General features: G+C 69.9%; 11 protein-coding genes. 8 read left to right on the forward strand and 3 right to left on the reverse strand.

Annotation, left to right across the window (positions count from 1 at the left end):
- Positions 1–377: 377 nt before the first annotated feature.
- The 3 genes from OG700_RS27570 to OG700_RS27580 all read right to left on the reverse strand — a co-directional run bounded on the left by OG700_RS27570 (position 378) and on the right by OG700_RS27580 (position 3,804).
- Positions 378–665, reverse strand: a complete 288-nt coding sequence (locus OG700_RS27570) for a hypothetical protein (RefSeq protein ID WP_258036404.1) — start codon at positions 663–665, stop codon at positions 378–380.
- A 424-nt stretch (positions 666–1,089) separates the two neighbouring features.
- Positions 1,090–2,694 (reverse strand): recombinase family protein, encoded by a 1,605-nt coding sequence (locus OG700_RS27575; RefSeq protein ID WP_405622015.1) that lies wholly within the window; start codon positions 2,692–2,694, stop codon positions 1,090–1,092.
- Positions 2,695–2,829: 135 nt separating this feature from the next.
- Positions 2,830–3,804 (reverse strand): SGNH/GDSL hydrolase family protein, encoded by a 975-nt coding sequence (locus OG700_RS27580; RefSeq protein ID WP_405618103.1) that lies wholly within the window; start codon positions 3,802–3,804, stop codon positions 2,830–2,832.
- Positions 3,805–4,160: 356 nt separating this feature from the next.
- Between OG700_RS27580 and OG700_RS27585 the strand changes: the two genes are divergently transcribed.
- The 8 genes from OG700_RS27585 to OG700_RS27620 all read left to right on the forward strand — a co-directional run bounded on the left by OG700_RS27585 (position 4,161) and on the right by OG700_RS27620 (position 17,515).
- Positions 4,161–5,273 (forward strand): hypothetical protein, encoded by a 1,113-nt coding sequence (locus OG700_RS27585; protein ID WP_405618105.1) that lies wholly within the window; start codon positions 4,161–4,163, stop codon positions 5,271–5,273.
- Positions 5,274–5,404: 131 nt separating this feature from the next.
- A complete protein-coding gene (locus tag OG700_RS27590) occupies positions 5,405–6,187 on the forward strand; it encodes a TIGR03936 family radical SAM-associated protein (protein WP_405618107.1) in 783 nt (260 codons plus the stop codon).
- Between the two features lie 246 nt (positions 6,188–6,433).
- Positions 6,434–10,525: an Rne/Rng family ribonuclease gene (locus tag OG700_RS27595; RefSeq protein ID WP_405618109.1), complete on the forward strand. Its 4,092-nt coding sequence runs from the start codon at positions 6,434–6,436 to the stop codon at positions 10,523–10,525.
- A 368-nt stretch (positions 10,526–10,893) separates the two neighbouring features.
- Positions 10,894–12,012, forward strand: coding sequence for a DegT/DnrJ/EryC1/StrS family aminotransferase (locus tag OG700_RS27600; RefSeq protein ID WP_405618111.1), 1,119 nt, complete (start codon positions 10,894–10,896; stop codon positions 12,010–12,012).
- Positions 12,009–13,031 (forward strand): Gfo/Idh/MocA family protein, encoded by a 1,023-nt coding sequence (locus tag OG700_RS27605; RefSeq protein WP_405618113.1) that lies wholly within the window; start codon positions 12,009–12,011, stop codon positions 13,029–13,031. The genes OG700_RS27600 and OG700_RS27605 overlap by 4 nt, the downstream gene beginning before the upstream one ends.
- The gene (locus tag OG700_RS27610) at positions 13,021–14,601 is read left to right on the forward strand and encodes a glycosyltransferase (RefSeq protein ID WP_405618115.1); all 1,581 of its coding nucleotides are present in this window, start codon (positions 13,021–13,023) and stop codon (positions 14,599–14,601) included. Before OG700_RS27605 ends, OG700_RS27610 begins: the two co-directional genes overlap by 11 nt.
- Positions 14,598–16,235, forward strand: a complete 1,638-nt coding sequence (locus OG700_RS27615; RefSeq protein ID WP_405618117.1) for a glycosyltransferase — start codon at positions 14,598–14,600, stop codon at positions 16,233–16,235. The genes OG700_RS27610 and OG700_RS27615 overlap by 4 nt, the downstream gene beginning before the upstream one ends.
- The gene (locus OG700_RS27620; protein WP_405618119.1) at positions 16,232–17,515 is read left to right on the forward strand and encodes a nucleotide sugar dehydrogenase; all 1,284 of its coding nucleotides are present in this window, start codon (positions 16,232–16,234) and stop codon (positions 17,513–17,515) included. Before OG700_RS27615 ends, OG700_RS27620 begins: the two co-directional genes overlap by 4 nt.
- The last annotated feature ends 77 nt before the right edge of the window (positions 17,516–17,592 follow it).

Here is a 17,592-nt window from a genome sequence, read left to right on the forward strand (position 1 = left end):
AGGTGGCCGCGTAGCGGCCAAAGGAGTAGGCCCCTACTGCTTGCGGGCAAGCTCTCTGGGGGCGTGGCAGCGCCCCACTGGGCTTGCTTCCCGGGCTTCTTCCTTCGGCCCTTGCGGGCCGCTCTGTCGTAGTGGCTGCGGACTGTGGCGGCGTAGCCGCCGCCTGCCGCTTATCCCTTCGCCGCTGCCCTGCCTTGTGGGCGCTGCCGCGCCCTGCTTCCGTTCGCCGTAGAGCCAAGGGGCTACGCCTTGTCGGCCCCGGAGGGGGCCGCACTGCACTGGAGCCAAATAGATAAGAGAGGGCGTGAACGTTCGTGCAGGTCAGGTGCTGTATGAGCACACGCCAGGCGTGCTCTGACTACACGCGTGGTGTGCGGTCACCTGTCCTGGTGGACGCGGCAGGGTACCGGCGCACCCTTGGCCTTCTGGAACAGGTGAGGCGGAAGCACCAGGCAGGCCGCGCCGGAACGGGGCGAGATGAGGTGGAGATCCTTGGCGCGTGCTACCGCGTTGCGGGTGCTCTGGTCGGATAGCCGCTTGCCGTCCTTGCCGAGCAGTGCGGCCAGGCGGCCCGGCTCGAACGCGGCGTGTCCGTGGCGGTCGGCCCATCCGATGGCGGCGAAGTGGACCCGGTACGCGAGTGGGTGCCCATGGTCCTGCGCCATGCGCCGGTACTCATGCTGAGAGACCCCGCCCCACGGGCGGTCATGACCGAAGCTGATAGTCACCGGTCGCGGCTCCCGTCGTTGGGGCCGCAGGTGTGGGCGTGTCCATCGATGAGGGGCGACGCACACGCCTCGCAGGTCCAGACGATTTCGCTCGTGATGATCAAGGGTTCGCGACTCCTGTCGATGGAGCGCAGCACGTAGCCACGGCTCGGCGGTTGGAAGTCGCGCAGTTCCGTCCTGCGCTTCGGGAGTCCCTCGACGTCCCTGCGAGCCCCTCGGGATCGCGGCCTCTCGCGGAGTGGCCAGCTCTACCACCGCTGAACGGTGGGAGCTACGGTCCCCGCTCCGTCAAAGAGTGGGGAGGTATTCCTACGTGGCGGGTTGCTCGGCTGTCAAGCCGAGCCCCTCCCTGTCCCTGCTGTCAGAGCTTCGCTGCGAAGTCGTCGCTCTTGATGACGAGACGTTCGCGTACGTCACGGGGAATCTTCAGACGCAGATGTACGGAGGGCGCACGCACGCCCTTGACCTTGGTGCGTGTGACCTCGCACGTGATGCCCACGCGGCGGAGGTCCTCAGCCATGACCTCCATCCCTCCGGACTCCCATGCTTCACGGAACGTCTTCCCGTTGTGGATGAGAGTCCATCGGTCCTGTGTGGTCTCGGGATCGATCGCACTCAGTTCGTCCGTGAGCTTGTCGAGCGTCTTCTCTGCCTGCTCCTGAGTGAACCGCGTCTTCGTGTAGCGGCCTCCCGGCTCAAGTCCCTTCATGTAGTAGGCGATGGCCTCTTCAAGCCGCTTCACCTCGGCGCGAGCTTCAGCACCCTGGGCGTACTCGCGGACTTGCACGGGGACGTCGCCAAGCACCCGCAGCACATCGCCCACCAGGACGTCGTACACGCCCTGTGGGTCCGGTGCGCCGAGTCCCCCGCTCTTGCACTTCTGGCACCGGAGGTAGCGGTACTGGCCGAACTTGTTGGACGTGACGTGCACCGTCATGTTGGACGTGCAGTCGGCGCAGACCAGTACGCCGAGGAACTGCGTCGCGCCGTGCGTCTGACGCTGGGGCTGGTTCTTGCCGCGCCGGTCGATGGCCTCTTGCAGTTCGTTGTACTCGTCCTCAGTGAAGATCGGTTCGGCCACCCTGATCGGCTTGCCATCGTGTCCGAGGATCAGCTTGGAGCGACGCACACCCTTGTTCTTGTTCTCCTCCACTCGGTAACCCATGAGTGCCGGGTTGCGGAGGCGACGGAGGAGAGTCGTCGTGGTGAGCCCTGCGGACATGAGTCCGGACCGGACGAGACACACAGCCATGCGCCGGGCGGACACTCCCCGCAGCGCCATGCGGCGCGCCCACTGCAACGCCTTCTGTGCGACAGGGTCGATGGCAAGGGCCGATCTTCCGTTCACCTTCGTCGTGACGAAGCCGTACGCGGGCTTGCCCACGAGCCACGCGTCCTGAGTCCGCGTGTAGTCCCAGAGTGAAGCCACGCGGGTTGACGTGTTCGCCGCTTCGATCTCGGCGATGCCTCCGATGAGCGTGACCATCATCCGGCCGACAGTGGATTCAAGGTCGATCGAGTCGTTCTTCGAGGCCAGGTTCTTCCCGTACCGCTGGCACCACTCGATCATCGTGGAGAGATCGGACATGCGGCGGATGAATCTGTCGAGCTTCCAGAAGAGCAGAGCATCGAACTCGGGTGATCGGTTGTTGAGCCACTCGCCGAGTTCCTTGCGCTTCCACGGTGGAACCTTCGTTGCCGAGACGTTGAGATCGGAAGCGACGCCGACGACGCGGTACCCCTTGTCCCTGGCCAGTAGGCGAAGGTCGAGTTCCTGCCGCACCGGCGAGGTGGTGTCCTCGGTAAGTACGGACAGGCGGATAGAGAGCAGAGCGCGCGGGGCGTCCGCAGGAAGCAGAGCCTCCGCCTTCTTCAGCTCCTTAAGCAGAGCCAGGTCCGCAGCGGTCCACTCAGCGTCGATGTCGTACGTCTTCATGGCTCGGAGAGTAGCGATGGATTTAGCCATGTGTCCATCTGCCCTCAGCTGGACCTGGACATTCAAATCGGCCCGACGGGCAAGAAGTTGCTGCCGCTCACCGTCGTGAAGTAGGCCGGGAGACAAGCCGCCTCCGGCCGATGGGCCGGAGGCGGCTTGCTTGGGTCAGTTGATGCCCAGGGCGTTCAGCAGGGCCGATGAGACGTGCTCGGCGGCGTTCTGGTGGCCCTTGGCGTTCGGGTGGACGAAGGCCACCTCGGACGGGAACTCGGTGAAGACGCCCTCCACCCACTTGCCGGAGTCACAGACGCTGTGGTTCCGGGAGGAGTCGTACAGGTCGACGAAGGACGCTCCGTGGTTGCCGGCGGACTTCTCGATGACCTTGTTCAGGGGCTCCAGCACGTCGTCACGGAGCCAGTCCAGGTCGCCCGGGGTGATCGAGGCGAACTGCTCCCAGTCGTTGTACCGGCACTTGGACGTGTCGTTGGGGACGACCGTCGGGTAGCCGACGGCCAGGGTCTTGGCGTGCGGGGCCTTCTCCTTGAGCGCGGCGAGCATCTCGCCGTACTCCTTGCTCACTTTGGACAGCCGATCGGGGACGCTGTCGGCGAGTTCGTCCCGGCACGGTGTGCCCACGCCGCCGCTGCCAGAGCCCACTTGCAGACAGGTGAAGAGCATGTCGGCGAACCCGAGGGTGTTGCCACCCACGCCGACGGTGATCACGTCGGTACCGGGACTGACGGCCTCGGACTGGGGCGGCACCGGGGGGAACGGGTAGTCCGGGTCCTCGGAGAAGGGCGGCAGATGGCGGCCGATCGGGTTCTGGGCCCGGAAGGTGATGTCCTCGATCGTGGCGGCGCCGCAGCTGACGTTGGTCAGCTCGATGAGCGAGCCGAGGTCGCGGTCGATGACCTGCGGATAGGAGAGGTCGGTGCGCTCGCAGCCGTCGCGGGGGACCTCGAAGACCTCGCCCGCGGCCGGGATGACCCCGGCGGTGTACGAGTCGCCCAGGGCCACCCACTCGTACGCCGCCGCCGCGGTTGCCGGGGCCGCCCCGGCGAGTTGCGTCGGCACGAGGGCCCCCGCGACCAGCGCGGCGGTCGAGCCCAGCAGTGTCAGGCGCTTGCGGAAAGGGGTCACGAATCCTCCAGGTGTACGGCGTTGATGCCGCTATGACCGTAGAGGGGTTGTGACTCGCCGCAACAGATCCGATACGGACAGTTACGAACGATCGCGAAAAAAGCCACTTTTGGGCGGTTTGCTTCGGTGTGCTGCCGATTCGCATCCGACAGTTGACGGGTGCGGTGCGGTATTTGCGCGATGTGAGTCGGATGTTTGATCAACTGGCCACGTCCCGGCTCGGCGCCAGGCTCGCGGCCGCTGTCCGGTTCCCGATCATCGACGGGCCTGGCTCGTGCCGGTCTCGAATCGGGCACGAATGTGATGGGACATCCCGATCCGGGAGCCGGGCGCACGTCGGGTGCGTCATGAGGGGCATGGATCTGGACAAGACGCCCGCGGGGTCGCCGGCACCCGAGCGGTACGAGCCGGGTGAGGGGTGTCTGACCACCGCCGTCCGGATTCCGGTCCGGATCGTCGTGCTGGTGCTGGTCGTTCCGGTGCGCCTGGTGTGGGATCTGCTCGCGGCCGGGGCGCGGGCGCTGCATCGTTCGGTGTTCCGGCCGGTCGGACGCGGTATCGGCCTTGCCTGCTCGTGGCTCTTCGGGACGCTGCTCGCCCCGCTCGGGCGGGCCTTGGGCGTGGCGCTGGTGTGGCTGGGCAAGGCGGTGTTCGTGTGGCCGTGGGTGGCGCTGTGGTGGTACGTGGTGGTGCCCGTGGCGTGGTACGGATTCGTGGTGCCGGTGGTGTGGCTGTACGGGAGCGTCCTCACCCCGATCGGCCACGGGGTCGGCTTCGTCTGCTCCTGGCTGTACGAGACGTTGGTCACGCCGACCGGGCGCGTGCTGGGCGTGGCGCTGGTGTGGCTGGGCAAGGCGGTGTTCGTGTGGCCGTGGGTCGCGCTGTGGCGCCATGTACTGGTGCCGGTGGTGCGCTACGGGCTCGTGGTGCCGGTGGTGTGGCTTTACCAACGGCTGCTCACCCCCCTCGGACGCGGCACCGTCCGGCTCGTCGACACCCTCCTGGTCACCCTGCTCGTCACCCCGCTGAGCCGGCTCCACCGGACCGTCCTCGTCCCCGTCTGCCGGGAGATCGCCGACGCGATCGGCGTCGCCTGGCGGATCGCCGGACACATCTCCCGCGCGGTCGGCCGGGCGGTGACCTGGCTGGCCCGGATCCTGATCGGGCGGCCGGTCGGCTGGTTCTACCGGGCCGTGTGCACGCCGGTCGGTCACGTCGTACGCGCCTACGTCTGGGCCCCGGCCAAGAAGGCCGCCACCGAGGCGGGCCGGGCGGCCAGGAGTGCGCTACGCACCGCCGGGGAAACGGTCCGGCAGGCCCGCCGCGACGCGTGGCGCGCCCTCGCCGGCCCTCCCCGCTCGGCCGAGCCTGTGGACGCACCGGTCGACGGGGCGCGTACGCTGGGTAGTACAACAACCGTCCCCGGCGCGGTACCCGCACCCGAGATCTCCCTGCGCAAGCAGGTGTGAGCCGGGTTTTCCGGGGCCGACCGCCCGGTCGGCCGCGCGTTAAGAGGGTGTGCGCCACCGCGCGCACCCCGCAGCGAGGAGAAGAACCACTGGGCAAGCGACAGCCCGAAGGCCCACCGCCCGCGCCGGCGGTGCAGCGCATCCGACTGCGTTACACCAAGCGTGGCCGCCTCCGGTTCACCAGTCACCGCGATTTCCAGCGCGCCTTCGAGCGGGCACTGCGGCGCGCCGACGTCCCCATGGCGTACTCGGCGGGCTTCACGCCGCATCCGAAGGTGAGTTACGCCAATGCCGCACCCACCGGCACGGGCAGCGAGGCCGAGTATCTGGAGATCGCCCTCGCGGCGCCGCGCGACCCCGACTCACTGCGCGAGCTGCTCGACGAGTCGCTGCCCAACGGGCTCGACATCATCGACGCCGTCGAGGCCCGTACATCGGGTCTCGCCGACCGGCTGACCGCGTCCGTGTGGGAGCTGCGGCTCGACGGGGTGGAGCGCGAGCGGGCCGAGCACGCCGTGACCGCCTTCCTCGCCGCCGAGGTGGTGGAGGTCGAACGGCGTGCGAAGAACGGCATGCGGACCTTCGACACCCGGGAAGCCGTGGTCGACCTGCGGACCCTTCCTCCACAGGCCGATAGGCCGCAGGGTGAGCGCTGTGCGATACTGCGGCTGGTAGTTCGGCACATGACACCCGCCGTTCGACCCGACGACGTCCTTTCCGGTCTCCGAGCTGTGGCCGACCTGGCGCCGCCGGTCCCCGCAGCGGTGACCAGGCTGGCGCAGGGGCTCTTCGACGAGGAGTCCGGAACGGTGACCGACCCGCTCGCGCCCGACCGCGAGGCAGTCACGGCAGGCCTGTCCACGGCCGCCGGACCCGCCGCCGCGAAGGCGCCGGAAGGTGCAGGTTCCGCGTAGGGACGGTTGTTGTAGCGCAGCCCTTGAAAACAGCCTCGGGAGCCACCCGGGTCGGGCAGCGCGCCGACCACGAAGACTTTCGCCAGGCCGTACGTACAAACGCGTACGTACGGAACCGGCGACCCAGACATAACAGCTCCTGTGCGGCGCCCGCGCCCCGGACGGCGGCATTCGCGCACTGGCGCGGGCCGCGGCCGGACCGGAACAAGGCGTGGCGCCCGGGAGCGTGACGGGAGAACCGCCCGCATGTCCCAGAACGAACCCGGTACGAACCGGGTCACCGAAGAAGAACTGAACAGCCCCAGCGACACGCTGCCGCCGCGCCGCAGGCGCCGCGCCGCGTCGCGTCCGGCGGGGCCGCCGTCCGCGGCGGCCGAGGCCGCCGAAGGGGCGAAGGTCACGGCGAACGTGACGGAGGACGCCACCACAGGCGCCGACGGCGACGCCGTCACGGCGGACGAGGCCGCGCCGCCGCGGGCCCGCCGCCGGGCGACCCGTAAGGCCACCGCCTCCGCCGAGATCGTGGCCGAGCCCGCTCCCGAGCCCGCCGCCCCCGAGACCCTTGCCACGCCTGAGGCCGCTGTCGCCGATGAGGCCGCGCCGCCGCGTGCCCGGCGCCGGGCGACCCGTAAGGTCGCCGCCCCCGCCGAGACGGTCGCCGAACCGGTGGTCGAGCCCGTGGTCGAGCCCGCCGCCGCCGAGGCCGTGGCCGCCCCTGAGGCCGCTGTCGCCGATGAGGCCGCGCCGCCGCGTGCCCGCCGCCGGGCCACCCGTAAGGTCGCCGCGCCCGCCGAGAGTGTGGCGGAGCCGGTCGTCGAGCCCGCGGCCGAGACCGCTCCGGAGCCCGTGGCCGAGCCGGTCGCCGACGAGGCCGCGCCGCCGCGTGCCCGCCGCCGGGCGACCCGGAAGGTGACCGCACCGGCCACCACCCCCCGCCCCGCCGACGCGGACACGGACGCCGAGAGCGACGTGACCGTGCCGGGCGAGACGCTTCCCGCGGCCGCCGTCACGCAGATCACCGCCGACGAGGAGCGGGTCGAGGCGGCCGAGAAGGCCGCGACCCGTGGCCGTACGCGCCGCAGGGCCGGCGGTTCGCCGGAGTTCACCGCCGAACCGAAGGCGGAGCCCAAGGCCAAGCCGAAGGCCGAGCAGCGCAACGGCTCCGGCCCGTCCGCCGCCAAGGACGCCGCGAAGGACAAGGAGACCGACGCGCCCGAGCGGTCGCGTCGGCGCGCCAACCGGCCCGCCGTGGCCGTCTTCCAGGCGCCCGTCTTCGCCGAGCCGATGTTCCAGACCCCCGAGACGGCCGCCGCGATGGCCGCCGCCGGTGATGTCGAGGACGAGGACGATCTCGACATCGAGGACGAGACGACGGCCGAGCCCGTCGCCGCGCCCGCCCCCGAGCCTTCGGGCCGCCGCCGGCGCCGTCGCCGCGGCGAGTCCGCCGACATCGCCGAGCCCGAGCCCGCGCCCGCACCGGCCCCCGCCACCGCTGCCGAGCGGGACGCCGACGACGAGCCCGACACCGAGCGGTCCGCCGAGGGCGACGAGTCCGAGTCGGACGACTCCGACGACTTCGACCGTCCGTCGCGCCGCCGTCGCAGGGGCGGCAGGCGCCGCCGCCGTGGCGAGTCCGCCGAGGCCGACGAGCAGTCGGACGAGCAGTCCGACGAAGCCCCCGAGGACCGGAACCGGGATCGGGACCGGGACCGCGGCAAGAAGCACGCGGCCGAGGACGAGGACGGCGCCGACACCGGCGCCGAAGGCGACTCCGACGAGCAGGACGACGACGACTCCGCCAACCAGTCGGGCGGCGGAAGCAGCAGCAGCCGCCGGCGTCGCCGCAGGCGCCGTCGCAGCGGTGACGGTGGCTCCGACGCCGAGAGCAACAACGGCGTGGACGACCCGGAGCGTACGGTCGTCAAGGTCCGCGAGCCGCGCGAGCGCCGTACGAAGGACACCGAGCCCGGTACGGGCGTGGACGAGGTCCAGTCCATCAAGGGCTCGACCCGTCTGGAGGCGAAGAAGCAGCGCCGCCGCGAGGGCCGCGAGCAGGGCCGCCGCCGTGTGCCGATCATCACCGAGGCGGAGTTCCTGGCGCGCCGTGAGGCCGTCGAGCGGGTGATGGTCGTCCGCCAGAACGGCGAGCGCACCCAGATCGGCGTCCTTGAGGACGACGTGCTCGTCGAGCACTACGTCAACAAGGAGCAGGCCACCAGCTACGTCGGCAACGTCTACCTGGGCAAGGTGCAGAACGTACTGCCGTCCATGGAGGCCGCCTTCGTCGACATCGGCAAGGGACGCAACGCCGTCCTGTACGCCGGTGAGGTCAACTTCGAGGCGCTGGGCATGGCCAACGGCCCGCGCCGGATCGAGACCGCGCTCAAGTCCGGCCAGTCGGTCCTCGTCCAGGTGACGAAGGACCCGATCGGCCACAAGGGCGCGCGCCTCACCAGCCAGGTCTCGCTTCCCGGCCGTTACCTCGTGTACGTCCCCGAGGGCTCGATGACCGGCATCAGCCGCAAGCTCCCCGACACCGAGCGGGCGCGGCTGAAGACCATCCTGAAGAAGATCGTCCCCGAGGACGCGGGCGTCATCGTCCGTACGGCCGCCGAGGGCGCGAGCGAGGACGAGCTGCGCCGCGACGTCGAGCGCCTCCAGTCGCAGTGGGAGGACATCCAGAAGAAGGCGAAGAGCGGCAACGCCCCGACCCTTCTCTACGGCGAGCCCGACATGACCGTCCGGGTCGTGCGCGACATCTTCAACGAGGACTTCACCAAGGTCATCGTCAGCGGTGACGAGGCATGGCAGACGATCCACGGTTACGTGGCGCACGTGGCGCCCGACCTGTCCGACCGGCTGAACCGCTGGACGAGCGAGGTCGACGTCTTCGCCTCGTACCGGATCGACGAGCAGCTGATGAAGGCGCTGGACCGCAAGGTCTGGCTGCCGAGCGGCGGTTCGCTGGTGATCGACAAGACCGAGGCCATGATCGTGGTCGACGTCAACACCGGGAAGTTCACCGGTCAGGGCGGCAACCTCGAAGAGACCGTCACCAGGAACAACCTGGAGGCGGCCGAGGAGATCGTGCGTCAGCTGCGGCTGCGCGACCTGGGCGGCATCGTCGTCATCGACTTCATCGACATGGTGCTCGAATCGAACCGGGATCTGGTGCTGCGGCGACTGCTGGAGTGCCTGGGCCGGGACCGTACGAAGCATCAGGTCGCCGAAGTCACGTCGCTGGGCCTGGTCCAGATGACCCGTAAGCGGGTGGGCCAGGGGCTGCTGGAGTCGTTCTCCGAGACCTGTGTCCACTGCAACGGGCGTGGCGTGATCGTCCACATGGAGCAGCCGACCAGCTCCGGAGGCGGCGGTGGCAACGTCGGCGGTGGCGGCAACGGCAAGCGCGCGAAGAAGCGCCGCGGCGGGTCCGGCACGGACCACGACCACGACCACAGCCATGACCACGAGCACGAGACGGCCGAGGGCCTGACGGACCCGGAGACGGAGTCCGAGGCCGAGGTGGCGGCTGAGGTCGCCGCCCCGGTGGCGCTGTCCTCGCCCGAGTTCGTGCCCGACGAGGAGCTGTACAGCAGCGTCGCGGAGGCCGAGACGGCCGCCCGTGGCGGGCGTTCGCGCCGCCGGGCCTCGCGCAAGGCGTCGGCGCCGGCCGGTTCGCCGCGGTCGACGCGGCCCGAGCCCGAGGCCGAGGCTGTGCCGACGGAACGGGCCGAGGAGCCGGCGCAGGCGCCGGTCCCGGTGTCCGAGCCCGAGGCGCGCGTGGAGGAGGCGGCTCCGCAGGGCCGTACCCGCCGCCGGGCCACCCGTAAGGCGTCGGCCCCGGCCGGATCGCCGAAGACGGCCGACTCCGAGCAGCCCTCCGAGCCCGCTGAGCAGTCGGCACCGCCCGTCGCGGCGGAGCCGGAGACCGTACGGGCCGAGTCCGCCACCGACACACCCGCCACCGACGCGCCGACCGGCGACACGCCCGAGGCGGCACCGCCGCGGGCGCGCCGCAGGGCGACCCGTAAGGCGTCGGCCCCGGCCGGTTCGCCGGCGGGTGCCGAGGAGGCGGCGGTCCTGGTGGTGGATTCGGCTTCGGAGTCGGCCGAATCCGACGACAACGATGCGGAATTTTCTGCTCCGGCCAAGAAGGCGGCTCGAAAGACCGCCAAGAAGGCCACGGCCAAGAAGGCGGCGACGAAGAAGACGGCGGCCAAGAAGACCGTCGCGAAGAAGACCACCGCCAAGAAGACGACCACGAAGTCGGCGGCCAAGAAGACGTCGGCGGCCGAGCAGGCGACGGTCCCCACCGTGTCGGTACCCACGGATGACTAGTGCCCCTCCCGGCACCGGCGCCTGAGCTGAACGTTTGGTGACAGCCGCTTGAACGGCCCGTGCCCTCCCCTGGGAAACCAGGGCGGGGCACGGGCTTCTCTGTTTTCGGAATTGATGCGTTTGGCCGTTAACCGGCCCGAAATTCCGTGAGAATTTGCTGATAATGTGACCGACGGTCCCCGCCGTTGGCAGTCCCCGCCCGGAACCTGCGGTCGGTGACCGGCCCGTACAGGGACAGCGGTCCCACATTCCTCGGCAGGGCGTCGGCCAATTACGCCGTGGGGGTATACGCGGCCTCGCGAGACGCCCGCTGCACCCCTGGCCTCTGCCACAGAGAGCTTTCGCGGTGTTCAAGGAGGACGACGTCCATGTCGAGCAGTGAAGTGCAACCCATCCCCGCTGCCCGCCCGGTTATCGGGGAGGAAGAGATCGAGGCCGCGGTACGTGTCATGCGTACCGGCCGGGTCGTCCAGGGTCCCGAGGTGGTCGCTTTCGAAGAAGGCTTCGCCGAACTCGTCGCCGGCCGTCACTGCGTGGCCGTGAACTCCGGCACATCGGCGCTCCACCTGCTGCTGCTCGCCCTCGGCATCGGTCCGGGCGACGAGGTGATCGTGCCGTCCTTCTCCTTCGCCGCCTCGGCCAACGCGGTCCGGCTCGTCGGCGCCGACGTCGTCTTCGCCGACATCGAGCCCGGCACCTTCGGTCTCGACCCGGCGGCCGTCGAGGCCGCGATCACCCCGCGCACCGCCGCGATCATGCCCGTGCACCTGTACGGCAACCCGGCGTCCATGGACAAGCTGATGCCCATCGCCGACAAGCACAAGCTCGCCGTCGTGGAGGACGCCTGCCAGGCGCACGCCGCGTCGCTGCACGGCACACCGGTCGGCGCGTTCGGCTCCGGCGGCACCTTCAGCTTCTACCCGACGAAGAACATGCACTCCCTCGAAGGCGGCATGATCTCCACCGGCGACGCCGAGATCGCCCGCACCCTGCGCCTGCTGCGCAACCAGGGCATGGAGCAGCGGTACGCGAACGAGATCGTCGGCGCCAACATGCGCCTCACCGACGTGGCCGCCGCCGTCGGCCGCGTACAGCTCGGCAAGCTGGCCGGCTGGACCGAGCGGCGCCGCGCCAACGCCGCGTACCTGGACGAGCACATCACCGCGCCCGGTGTGGTGACACCGCCGGTCGCCGAGGGCGCGTACCACGTGTACCACCAGTACACCGTCCGGATCACCGGTGACCGCGACGCCGCGATGGCCAAGCTCACCGAGGCGGGCGTCGGCAACGCCGTCTACTACCCGACCCCCATCCACCGGCTGCGGCCGTTCTGGGAGCCGGACCAGAAGGCCGGACGCGACTGGGATCTGCCCGAGACCGAGCGGGCCGCCGCCGAGGTCGTCTCGCTCCCCGTCCACCCCTCGCTGTCCGAGGGCGAACTGGAGCGGATCGCGACCGCCGTGAACGAGCTGGGAGAGAACCTGTGACCACCGGGGGACTGCGCGCCGGCCTGATCGGACTGGGGTCGATGGGGCGCCACCACGCCCGTGTACTGGCCGGCCTCGACGGCGTCACGCTCGTCGGGGTCGTCGACCCGCTCGGCGACAAGAACGGACTGGCGCAGGGCGCGCCCGTCCTCGCCACCGTCGACGAACTGCTCGCGATCGGCGTCGACTACGCCGTCATCGCCTGCCCGACCGCCCTGCACGAGGAGGTCGGCCTCCAGCTCGCCGAGGCCGGGGTGAGCGCGCTCATCGAGAAGCCGCTCGCCGACACCGTCGACGGCGCGCGCCGGCTGGTCGAGGCGTTCGAATCGCGCGGCCTCGTCGCCGGCGTCGGCCACATCGAGCGCTGCAACCCGGCGCTGCGCAGCCTCCGCGCCCGCCTGGAGGCCGGTGAACTCGGCGATGTGTACCAGGTGGTGACGCGCCGTCAGGGGCCGTTCCCGCACCGCATCGCCGATGTCGGCGTGGTCAAGGACCTCGCCACCCACGACATCGACCTGACCGGCTGGGTGACCGGCCAGACGTACACCTCGATCGCCGCCCACACGGTGTCCAAGAGCGACCGTCCGCACGAGGACATGGTCTCCGCCGTGGGCCGGCTCTCCGACGGCACGATGGTCAACCACCTGGTCAACTGGCTGAGCCCGCTCAAGGAGCGCTTCACCTCGGTCACCGGCGAACGCGGCTGCTTCATCGCCGACACCCTGACCGCCGACCTGACCTTCCACTCCAACGCGGCGGTGACCACCGAGTGGGAGGCGCTGCGCGCCTTCCGCGGCGTGGCCGAGGGCGACATGATCCGCTACGCCATTCCCAAGCGCGAGCCGCTGCTGGTGGAGCACGAGTTGTTCCGCGACGCCGTACTCGGCGAGTCGCACGACATCTGCACCCTGCGGCAGGGGCTGCGCACGGTCGAGGTGGCGGCGTCGTTGCTGGAGTCGGCCGCGAGCGGTCGCACGGTGGTTCTTGAGACAGGAGGCTCTGCGAGCGATGTCGGCTGACAATGTGGTGGCACGGCGGCACAAGAGCCCGCGCGGGCGGATCGTGATGCTCGTCGACAACGGCGTGAACGGCGATTCGCGCGTACAGAAGGAAGCACGTTCGGCCGCCGCGGCCGGCTGGGACGTCGTTCTGCTGGGCAAGTCGCCCAACAAGAACGAGAAGACCTGGCGCATCGGGGACGCCGAGGTCAGGCTGCTGCATGTACCCGTCCCCATGACAAGGCGGCGGTACGAGTACCGGCGCGCGATCCTGCGCGCCCCCCTCGCCTACCGCCCGGGCCCGCTCGCCGCCTACCGCAGGCAGCGGATGAAGGCGTGGCGCGCCGACCTCAGCCTCCGGCTGATCGAGGCGAAGCTGGCGGGCTCCACCATCCGGAAGTTGGCGCTGATTCTGCCGCGTGTCGGCTCCAAGGTGCTCAGCAAGTGGGTGAGCCTGCGGGCCGGCCAGGCGCGCTCGCTGGAGCGCCGCCGAAAGGACATGACGTCCCGGCTGGACCGCTTCACCACCGCGTTCTGGCAGCGCACGATGGGTGACCGTGCCTGGCGCCGGCTCGACCCGTACCTGTGGGACCTGGAACTGGCGTACGGCAAGGTCATCGACGCCCTCGAACCCGACCTGATCCATGCGAACGACTTCCGCATGATCGGGGTGGGCGCCCGCGCGAAGCTGCGCGCCAAGGGCAAGGGCCGTGAGATCAAGCTGGTCTGGGACGCGCACGAGTTCCTGCCGGGCATCAAACCGTGGCTTTCGCACCCCCGTTGGCACATCGCCCAGTGCGCGCACGAGCGCGAGTACGCGAAGCACGCGGACGCGGTCACCACCGTCTCCGCGACGCTCGGGGAGATGCTCGTCGAACGGCACGCTCTGCCGACCACTCCCGAGGTCGTACTCAACGCCCCGGACGCCGAGATCTCCCCGGAGGAGGCCGCCGAGCCGGTGCCCGACCTGCGCGCCCTGTGCGGCATCGGCCCCGACGTCCCGCTCACGGTCTACAGCGGCGCGGCGGCTTCGCAGCGCGGCCTCGACATCATGGTCGAATCGCTGCCTCAACTGCCGGGCGTGCACGTCGCGTTCGTGGTGCTGCGACCGAACTCGGAGTACATGAAGTCGTTGCGGGTGAGGGCGGCGGAGCTGGATGTGACCGAGCGGGTCCACATACTGCCGTACGTACCCCACTACCAGGTCGTGCCGTTCCTCTCGGCGGCGGACGTGGGTGTCATCCCGATCCACCACTGGCCGAACCACGAGATCGCCCTGATCACCAAGTTCTTCGAGTACTCGCACGCCAGGCTGCCGTTCGTGGTCAGCGACGTGAAGACGATGGGTGACATGGTCGCGAAGACCGGGCAGGGCGAGGTCTTCACGGCGGAGGACGTCGCGGACTACGTCCGCGCGGTCAAGGCGGTTCTCGCCGACCCCAAGAAGTACCGCGACGTCTACGAAGACCGGGATCTGCTCGCCGAATGGACCTGGGAGGCACAGGCCGAGATTCTCGACGGCACCTACTCCCGGCTCCTGGGCCGCCAGCGCGGCAGGACCGGAACCGCGAAGAGCCGGGTGGTGGCATGAGCGACCGGCCCGATGTGACGGTCGTGGTGGCCGTGTACAACACGATGCCGGCGCTCACCGAGTGTCTGGACTCGCTGGTCGGGCAGACGATCGGCCACGACCGCATGGAGATCATCGCGGTCGACGACGGTTCCACCGACGGAAGTGGGGCGGAGCTCGACCGCTACGCCGTGCTCCACCCCGGCACGGTCAAGGTGCTTCATCAGGCCAACTCGGGTGGCCCCGCGGCTCCCAGCAACCGCGCGCTCGATCAGGCGTCCGGCCGCTACGTGTTCTTTGTCGGCTCCGACGACTACCTGGGTCGTGAGGCGCTGGAGCGCTTGGTCGCCATGGCGGACCGGAACGAATCGGATGTTGTTCTCGGCAGGATGGTGGCGGTGGGGGACCGGTCGGTGCCCCACGCGGTCTTCCGGAGCACCAAGGACAAGATCGAACTGGTCGGCTCGGGCGCGCTGTACGCGATCTCCAACACCAAGCTCTACCGGCGTGCCCTCATCGAGAAGCATGGCATGCGCTTCTCCGAGGCTCTGCCCGTAAGCAGTGACATGCCCTTCACGCTGGAGGCGTACGTGCACGCCGCGACCGTCTCGGTCGTGGCGGACTACGACTGCTACTACGCGGTACGACGGCCGGACGACAGCAACATCACCTACCGGGCCCGGTTCGAGGACCGGTTGCAGGTCTGCCGGTATGTCCTCGACCTGCTGGACCGGCTCGTGGGCCCCGGTGAGCTGTACGACGAGTTCGCGCTCAGGCTGCTGAAGGTGGACCTGGCCTGGATCTTCGGTGAGAACTATCTCTCCATGGATCCGGTGCGGCGCGAGACGTGCGTGCTGGCGACGGCCGACTTCCTGGAGGAGTACTACAAGGCCCTGTTCGTACGCATACAGGACAGAGTCGCCGTTCCCCAACGGCTCCGCTTCCACTGGATCTTCCAGCGCGACAGCCGGACGCTCACCGAACTCGTCCGCGTCGACACCGCGGGTGGCGCCCTGCCCCCGACGTTCCTCGACGGTGACCGCGCCTACGCGCTGTACCCCGGCTTCCGGGCGGGGGCCGACGAGGCGGCGCTCCGCGCCTTCCGGCTGCTGGGCCCCATCACGGGTCGACTCGCAGGCGGCACCCGCCTGTTGGCCGCGGAATGGGAACAGCGGGACGGGAAGGACCTCTACCTCGCTGTCAGAGTGCTCGTCCCGGTCTTGGGCGACACGGACTCCGCCGTGACACGCCTTCGCTCCGGCGCCCTGCCCAAGAGCGTGGAGAACAGCCGACGGCTGCCGCCGGAGGCCAAACTCCCGCCGCCCGTGGGTGAGTTTGTCCGTACCTCGGCACCGGACGCCACCGGAACCGTACTCACCGCCCGCATTCCCCTGCCGCCCGTCAGGACCAAGCTGGGCGCCCGTGTCTACGTGGACGTCGCCGGCTCGACGTACGAGATCCCGATCCGCACCCGGGGTCTGCCGATGCCGCTGGCCCGCCGATGGGGCGACACCGTCCCGTACCGGGCGTCGGCCAATGTGAATTCCAAGGGGCGACTGGTGATCACCACGGCTCCGCTGTGGGAGCCGAAACCATCCTTCCGCACGCGGGTACGAAGCCTGCTGCCCCGGTTCAAGAGGAAAGTAATCCGATGAATATCTGTGTAGTCGCGCTCGGCAAGATCGGTCTGCCGCTCGCCGTGCAGTTCGCCGTCAAGGGCCACCGCGTCTTCGGCGCCGACGTCAACGAGAAGGTCGTCGAGCTGGTCAACGCCGGTACGGAGCCCTTTCCCGGCGAGCACGACCTCGATGTCAAGCTCAAGCGGACCGTCGACGCCGGGCTGCTGACGGCCACGACCGACACCACCGCCGCCGTCGCGCAGGCCGCCGCCGTCGTGGTCGTCGTCCCGCTGTTCGTGGACGCCGAGGGCGTGCCCGACTTCGGCTGGATGGACAACGCCACCAAGGCGATCGCCAAGGGCCTGAAGCCCGGCACCCTCGTCAGCTACGAGACCACCCTGCCCGTCGGCACCACCCGCACCCGCTGGGCGCCGATGCTCCAGGAGGGCTCGGGGCTCACCCCCGGCGAGGACTTCCACCTCGTCTTCTCGCCCGAACGCGTCCTGACCGGCCGGGTGTTCGCGGATCTGCGCCGCTACCCCAAGCTGGTCGGCGGCATCGACGAGGCGTCGGCCAAGCACGGCGTCGACTTCTACGAGGCCGTGCTCGACTTCGACGTACGCGAGGACCTGCCGCGCGAGAACGGCGTGTGGGACCTCGGCACGGCCGAGGCGTCCGAGCTGGCGAAGCTGGCCGAGACCACCTACCGCGACGTCAACATCGGCCTGGCCAACCAGTTCGCGCGCTTCGCCGACCAGAACGACATCGACGTCAAGAAGGTCATCGAGGCCTGCAACAGCCAGCCGTACAGCCACATCCACCAGCCCGGCATCGCCGTCGGCGGCCACTGCATCCCGATCTACCCGCGGATGTACCTGTGGAACGACCCGTCGGCGACCGTCGTGCGCTCGGCGCGCGAGGCGAACGCGGCCATGCCCGAATACGCCGTGGACCTGCTGGCGGCGGCGTACGGCGACCTGACCGGCGCGCACGTGCTCGTGCTGGGCGCGGCCTACCGGGGCGGCGTGAAGGAGACGGCGTTCTCCGGCGTCTTCCCGACCGTCGACGCGCTGCGGGCGCGCGGCGCCGTACCCTACGTCTCCGACCCGATGTACACGTCCGAGGAACTGACCGCGCACGGCCTGCCGCCGCACGAGGGCCAGAAGGTCACGGCGGCGGTGCTCCAGGCGGACCACGCCGAGTACCGCGAACTGAAGCCGGCCGACCTGCCGGACGTCACGGTGCTCGTCGACGGCCGGCGTACCACCGACCCGGATGCCTGGCGCGGCGTACGCCGCGTCGTCATCGGCGGCTGATCCCCGCTCGCGCGAAGAGAGACACTGACAGCGGCCGTGCCTCGCCGTCCGGCGGGCACGGCCTGTTCACGGAGGGC

Origin of the sequence: Streptomyces sp. NBC_01508 (assembly GCF_045040315.1) — a bacterium.
GTDB lineage: Bacteria > Actinomycetota > Actinomycetes > Streptomycetales > Streptomycetaceae > Streptomyces.

What these genes read in the sequence shown, in the direction of transcription:
- OG700_RS27585 (WP_405618105.1), top strand. Translation starts at nt 4,161, where the DNA reads ATGGATCTGGACAAGACGCCCGCGGGGTCGCCGGCACCCGAGCGGTAC.
- OG700_RS27570 (WP_258036404.1), bottom strand. Translation starts at nt 665, where the DNA reads ATGGCGCAGGACCATGGGCACCCACTCGCGTACCGGGTCCACTTCGCC.
- OG700_RS27620 (WP_405618119.1), top strand. Translation starts at nt 16,232, where the DNA reads ATGAATATCTGTGTAGTCGCGCTCGGCAAGATCGGTCTGCCGCTCGCC.
- OG700_RS27600 (WP_405618111.1), top strand. Translation starts at nt 10,894, where the DNA reads ATGTCGAGCAGTGAAGTGCAACCCATCCCCGCTGCCCGCCCGGTTATC.
- OG700_RS27575 (WP_405622015.1), bottom strand. Translation starts at nt 2,694, where the DNA reads ATGGCTAAATCCATCGCTACTCTCCGAGCCATGAAGACGTACGACATC.
- OG700_RS27610 (WP_405618115.1), top strand. Translation starts at nt 13,021, where the DNA reads ATGTCGGCTGACAATGTGGTGGCACGGCGGCACAAGAGCCCGCGCGGG.
- OG700_RS27595 (WP_405618109.1), top strand. Translation starts at nt 6,434, where the DNA reads ATGTCCCAGAACGAACCCGGTACGAACCGGGTCACCGAAGAAGAACTG.
- OG700_RS27615 (WP_405618117.1), top strand. Translation starts at nt 14,598, where the DNA reads ATGAGCGACCGGCCCGATGTGACGGTCGTGGTGGCCGTGTACAACACG.